The organism is Acidimicrobiales bacterium, from assembly GCA_035512495.1.
Classification (GTDB): Bacteria; Actinomycetota; Acidimicrobiia; order Acidimicrobiales; family CADCSY01; genus DATKDW01.
Genome location: DATKDW010000073.1, coordinates 1 through 5,829 on the forward strand (window position 1 = coordinate 1; position 5,829 = coordinate 5,829).

The window sequence follows — 5,829 nt, forward strand, 5'->3', positions numbered from 1 at the left end:
CACGCCTCCTGCCGACACGCCGGCTGCGGAGGTGCCCGTCGAGAGCGCCCCGGAGGTCCAGGTCGACGCGTCGCCGGCGGTGCCGGTGGTGCTCGGCGTCACGCTGGAGCGCGAGGCCGCTGCCATCAGCCAGCTGCCCCGGACCGGCGAGGCGACCTCGGCGCTGGTGCTCCTCGCCGGTGCGATCCTGTTCCTCGGTGGCCTGCTCACCATGGGCTCCGAGGCACTGCGATCCCGCCAGGCGACCGGACGTCGAGCCACGGCCTGAGCCCGGCGCACGGCTGAGCACTCCCCGGGTCCCCGGCACCGACGGTGCCGGGGACCCGGCGCGTCCGGGGCGTGATCCGTGGCGGGCCCGGGCGGGTGCCACGATGGTGGCCCCATGGCCCTGACCGACCAGCGTGCCGGCCGTCGCCGCCCCTCCCTCGAGACGCTGGTCTCGATCGGCGTGGTCGTGGCCTGCGCCGCCTACACCATCGCCCAGCTGCACCCCCGGCTCTTGGTGGCGAACACCACGGCGGCGGGCGGCGACATGGGCGCCCACGTGTGGGGCCCGGCCCACCTGCGCGACCACCTGCTCGGCAGCGGCCGGCTGACGGGGTGGGCGCCCGACTGGTACGCCGGGTTCCCCGCGTACGTCTTCTACATGGTGGTCCCGAGCCTCTTCGTGGTGGCCCTCGACGTGGTCCTGCCCTACAACATCGCCTTCAAGCTGGTCTCGGTCGCCGGCCTGGCGGCGCTGCCGGCGGCGGCGTGGGCCCTGGGACGCCTCGGCCGGCTCCCCTTCCCCGGACCACCCCTGCTGGCCGTGGCCGCCACGGCGTTCCTCTTCGACCGGTCGTTCTCGATCTACGGGGGCAACATCGCCTCCACCCTCGCGGGCGAGTTCGCGTTCTCCCACAGCCTGGCGTTCTCCCTGGTGTTCCTCGGCGTCGTCCTGCGCGGCCTCGAGACCGGGCGGCACCGGGCCCTGGCGGCGGTGCTCCTGGCCCTCACCGCGCTGACCCACGTCATCCCGGCGATCTTCGCCGTCGTCGCCGGCCTCATCGCCCTCACCATGCGCGCCGACCGCCACCGGCTCCGCTGGGCCTTCACCACCGGCGTGGTCGGTGCCGCCCTCACCTCCTTCTGGACGGTGCCGTTCGTGTGGCGGCACCCGTACCTCAACGACATGGGGTGGGAGCGGGTCACCGCCTACTGGGAGCGCCTCCTGCCCGGGTCGCTCGGCGAGGCCGCCAGCCGCCTCGCCGGCGGCTCGGCCAGCGCCGACGTGCCGGGCGACATCACCTGGGTGGCCGTCCTGGCGGTGGTCGGCATCGGGGTGTCGATCGCCTTCCGGCGCCGGCTGGGCATCTTCCTCACGATCGTCGCCGTCGTCGCCGCCGCCGGGTTCCTCCTCGTCCCGCAGGGCCGCCTGTGGAACGCCCGCCTCCTGCCGTTCTGGTACCTGGCGCTCTACCTGCTGGCGGCGGTCGCGGCCGCCGAGGTCATCCGCTCGATCGCGGTGCTCGCCGCCCGCCGGCCCAGCGAGGAGCCGAGCCGGATCGGCCTCGTCACCGGGTCGATCGTGGCCACCCTGGTGGTGATGGTCGTGCTCGGCCTGCCGCTGCGGTCGCTCCCGTTCGGCTCGACGGCCGACGACGGCACCTACCACTGGCCCACGCGGTCGGTCGGGGTCGCCACCACCGACCGCAGCTTCGTGCCGGACTGGGCCCGCTGGAACTACTCCGGCTACGAGCGCAAGGAGGCGTGGCCCGAGCTCCGCAGCCTCGTGGCGCTGATGGACCGCATCGGGCAGACCGAGGGGTGCGGTCGCGCCATGTGGGAGTACGAGAGCGAGCTCAACCGCTTCGGCACGCCCATGGCCCCGATGCTCCTGCCGTACTGGACCGACGGCTGCATCGCCTCGATGGAGGGCCTCTACTTCGAGGCCTCGGTCACCACGCCCTACCACTTCCTCAACCAGTCCCTGCTCTCGGATCGGCCCTCGCGGGCCCAGCGCGGCCTGCCGTACCGGGACCTCGACGTGGCCGAGGGGGTCGAGCACCTCCAGCTGCTCGGGGTCCGCTACTACCTGGCGTTCTCCGACCGGGCCGTCGCCCAGGCCGACGACGTCGACGACCTCAGCCTGCTGGCGACCTCGGAGTCGACGGAGGTGCGCCGAAACGACGAGCTCACGGAGGTGACGTGGCACGTCTACGAGGTCGCCGACGCCGACCTCGTGGTCCCCCTCGCGGCCGAGCCGGTGGTGCTCGACGACGTCTCCCTCGGTGGCAAGGGCTGGCTCGACGCCGCCGTCCCCTGGTACCTCGACACCTCGCGCCGCGACGTGATGCTCGCCGCCGACGGCCCCCCGGCGTGGGCGCGGGTGAGCGTCGAGGACGAGCCCGCCCGCCGGCCCGTGGGCACCACGGTCGTCTCCGACGTGGAGGAGGGTGTCGACACCATCTCCTTCGACGTGAGCCGGCCGGGCGTGCCCGTGCTGGTCAAGACCTCGTACTTCCCGAACTGGCAGGCCAGCGGCGCCGAGGGGCCCTGGCGGGTCGCCCCCAACCTCATGGTGGTGGTCCCCACCAGCACCAGCGTGGAGCTCTCCTACGGCACGACACCGGTCGACTGGCTGGCGTGGGCGATGACCGCCGGCGGCGTGGTGGGCGTGGTGCTCCTGGCCCGGCAGGGCGCAGTCGCCTTCCCAGCCCGCACACCCCGGCGCCGCCGTGGCGACGACGACCCCGTCGCCGACACCGGGTCCGAGGAGCCCCTCGACGACGACGCCGCCGTCGAGACCGATCTCCTCCTGGCCCCCCGCCTCGACCACAGGGCGCTCGACGACGCCACCGCCCCGCCGGACGGCGTCGCCGACCCCCGGTGAGCACGTGAGGCGGCAGCTGCGGCGGTTCTGCGCCACGACCGTCGCGGTGACCGCCATCGACGTCGCTGTCCTCGTCGGCCTGGCCGCGCTCGGGGTGCCGGTGCCCCTCGCCGGTGCCGTCGCCGTCGCCGTGGCCGCCACCGCCTCCTGGAGCCTGCACCGCGCCGTCTCGGGCGACGACCTGCCCGGTCGCTGGATGGAGCGGCCGCGGTGGTTCGTGGCCACCACCCTGGTCGCCGGTGGCCTCGACATCGCCGTCGTCACCGCCAGGGCAGGGTGGCGTGAGCCAGCGGTCGCCACCCTGCTGGCGTCGAAGGCGCTGGCCCTGGTGTTGGCGGGAGGGGTCCGCCTGGTCGCCCACCGGGCGGCGTCGTTCGGCGTGACGCGGGCGGTGCTCGCCGAACGGACGGCGAGACCGCCCGCCCCGGGCCGGGTGCGGCTCAGCGTGGTGATCCCCGCCTACCAGGAGGAGGCGCGGATCGCGCCAACCGTCGGTCGGGTGCGCGACGCGCTGACCGGAGTGGACGACGACGGAGGCCTCGAGATCCTCGTCGTCGACGACGGCTCGACCGACGCCACCAGCGCCCGCGCCGCCGCGGCCGGGGCACGGACGGTCCGGCTCTCGGAGAACCGGGGCAAGGGCGCCGCCGTCCGGGCCGGCATGCTCGAGGCCACGGGCCGCACCGTGGCCTTCGTCGACGCCGACCTCGCCTACCCGCCCGCCCAGCTCCTCGGGCTCCTCGCCGAGGTGGAGGCCGGGTGGGACGTTGCCGTGGGCAGCCGCCGCCACCCCGGGTCGACCTCGGAGACGGCGGTCCCCATGATCCGCTTGCTCAGCGGGCGGCTCTTCAACCTGCTGACCGCGGTGGTGCTGCTCGGGCGCTACCGGGACACCCAGTGCGGCCTCAAGGCGCTTCGCTCCGACGTGGCCCGCACGGTCTTCGCGCGCACCCGCCTCGACGGGTTCGCGTTCGACGTGGAGGTGTTCCACCTCGTGGAGCGGTACCGGCTGTCGTTGGTGGAGGTGCCGGTGACGCTGGTGGAGGCCGAGGGGTCGACGGTGCGGATCGGCGCCGACGCCCTGACCATGGTGCGCGACCTGTTCCGGGTCCGGCGCTGGGCCGGCCAAGGCCGCTACGACCTCGACGCCCCCGTCACGGCCTGCGGCCGAGAACCCCCGAACTAGGTTGGGGGGCCATGGCGTCACCGGAGTCCCTCGACCAGATCTTCAAGGCGTACGACATCCGGGGAACGGTCCCCGACCAGCTCGACGCCGAGCTCGCCCGTCGCATCGGCGCCGCCTTCGCCCGCTTCGCCGGCGCCGGGCGCATCGTCGTCGCCCGCGACATGCGGCCCTCGGGGGTCGAGATCAGCCAGGCGTTCGCCGAGGGCGCCGCCGGCCAGGGGGTCGACGTGGTCGACCTCGGCCTCGGCTCCACCGACCTGCTCTACTTCGCCTCCGGCTCCCTCGACGCCCCCGGCGCCATGCTCACCGCCTCGCACAACCCGGCGGGGTACAACGGCATCAAGCTCTGCCTCGCCGGGGCGAAGCCGGTCGGTCAGGACACCGGCCTGGCCGAGATCAAGGAATGGGCGCGCGAGGGCCTCGAGCCGACGGGGCAGGGCTCGATCACCTCCCGGGACGTCCTCGGCGACTTCGCCGACCACGTCCGCTCGTTCGTCGACGTCGACTCCCTGAAGCCCCTCAAGGTGGTCTGCGACTACGCCAACGGCATGGGCGGCCTCGTCGGCCCCGCGGTGTGGGAGGGCCTCCCCTTCGAGGTCGACGCCCTCTACCCGGAGCTCGACGGCACCTTCCCCAACCACCCGGCCGACCCCATCCAACCGGAGAACCTCCGCGACCTCCAGGCCCGGGTGCTGGAGCTCGGCGCCGACGTGGGCCTGGCCTTCGACGGCGACGCCGACCGCGTCTTCCTGGTCGACGAGCGCGGCGCCACCGTCTCCGGCTCGCTCACCACCGCCCTGGTGGCCATGGGGATCCTGGCCAAGCGCCCCGGCGAGACGGTGCTGCACAACCTGATCTGCTCCAAGGCCGTGCCCGAGGTCATCCGCGAGTCGGGCGGCACGCCGGTGCGCACCAAGGTGGGGCACAGCTACATCAAGGGGGTCATGGCCGACACCGGCGCCGTGTTCGGCGGCGAGCACTCCGGTCACTACTACTTCCGGGACAACTACCGGGCCGACTCCGGGCTCATCGCCTCGCTGATCGTCCTCGAGCAGCTCTCGGCCGCCGGCGTCTCCCTCTCCGAGCTGTGCGCCCCGCTCGACCGCTACGCCGCCTCCGGCGAGGTCAACTCCACCGTCGACGACCCGCTGGCGGTCATCGAGGAGGTTGCCGCCGCCCACGCGGAGGTGGACCAGGACCGCCTCGACGGCCTCACCGTCGACCACGGGAGCTGGTGGTTCAACCTGCGGCCCTCGAACACCGAGCCCCTCCTGCGCCTCAACCTCGAGGCACCCACCCGCGAGGAGTGCGACGCCCGCACCGCCGAGATCCTCGCCCTCATCCGGAAGGCCTGACATGTCCCTCGACCCGCAGCTGCTGGAGATCCTCGCCTGCCCCGACGACAAGGGGCCGCTGTACTACCTCGACGACGAGTCGGTGCTGTTCAACCCGCGCCTCAACCGGACGTACGAGATCCGTGACGACATCCCGGTGATGCTCGTCGAGGAGTCGACCACCCTGTCCGACGACGACGCTGCCCGTCTGAACGCGATCGTCGCCGAGCGTGGCATCGCCCCGACGTTCGACGCATGAGCGGCGCGACCCCCGACGCCGACCATGACGCAGTACGATCTTCAGCCGTGAGCCACCGGTATTCTCGTCTCCTCTCGCGCGCCGCCGTGACGACAGCGGCCGTCATGGCCGCCGCCGTCCTCGGCGTCGCGATCTCGCCCGACGCCGACCGCACCGTCGAGGCCGTCGGCGGCGCACT

5 protein-coding genes are annotated in these 5,829 nt (G+C 73.6%); all 5 read left to right on the forward strand.

Translation table 11 applies throughout. From position 1 onward, the window contains the following. The coding region (locus tag VMN58_10925; protein HUF33706.1) for an LPXTG cell wall anchor domain-containing protein at window positions 1–268 on the forward strand (268 nt) is incomplete at its 5' end. A 114-nt stretch (window positions 269–382) separates the two neighbouring features. Beyond that, window positions 383–2,872, forward strand: coding sequence for a hypothetical protein (locus VMN58_10930; protein ID HUF33707.1), 2,490 nt, complete (start codon window positions 383–385; stop codon window positions 2,870–2,872). Window positions 2,873–2,876: 4 nt separating this feature from the next. After that, a complete protein-coding gene (locus tag VMN58_10935) occupies window positions 2,877–4,058 on the forward strand; it encodes a glycosyltransferase (protein HUF33708.1) in 1,182 nt (393 codons plus the stop codon). Between the two features lie 11 nt (window positions 4,059–4,069). Further along, window positions 4,070–5,413, forward strand: coding sequence for a phosphomannomutase/phosphoglucomutase (locus VMN58_10940; GenBank protein ID HUF33709.1), 1,344 nt, complete (start codon window positions 4,070–4,072; stop codon window positions 5,411–5,413). 1 nt (window position 5,414) lies between these two features. Continuing rightward, window positions 5,415–5,651 carry a Trm112 family protein gene (locus VMN58_10945; GenBank protein HUF33710.1) on the forward strand — a complete coding sequence of 79 codons (237 nt, stop codon included), beginning with the start codon at window positions 5,415–5,417 and terminating at the stop codon, window positions 5,649–5,651. Window positions 5,652–5,829 lie beyond the last annotated feature (178 nt).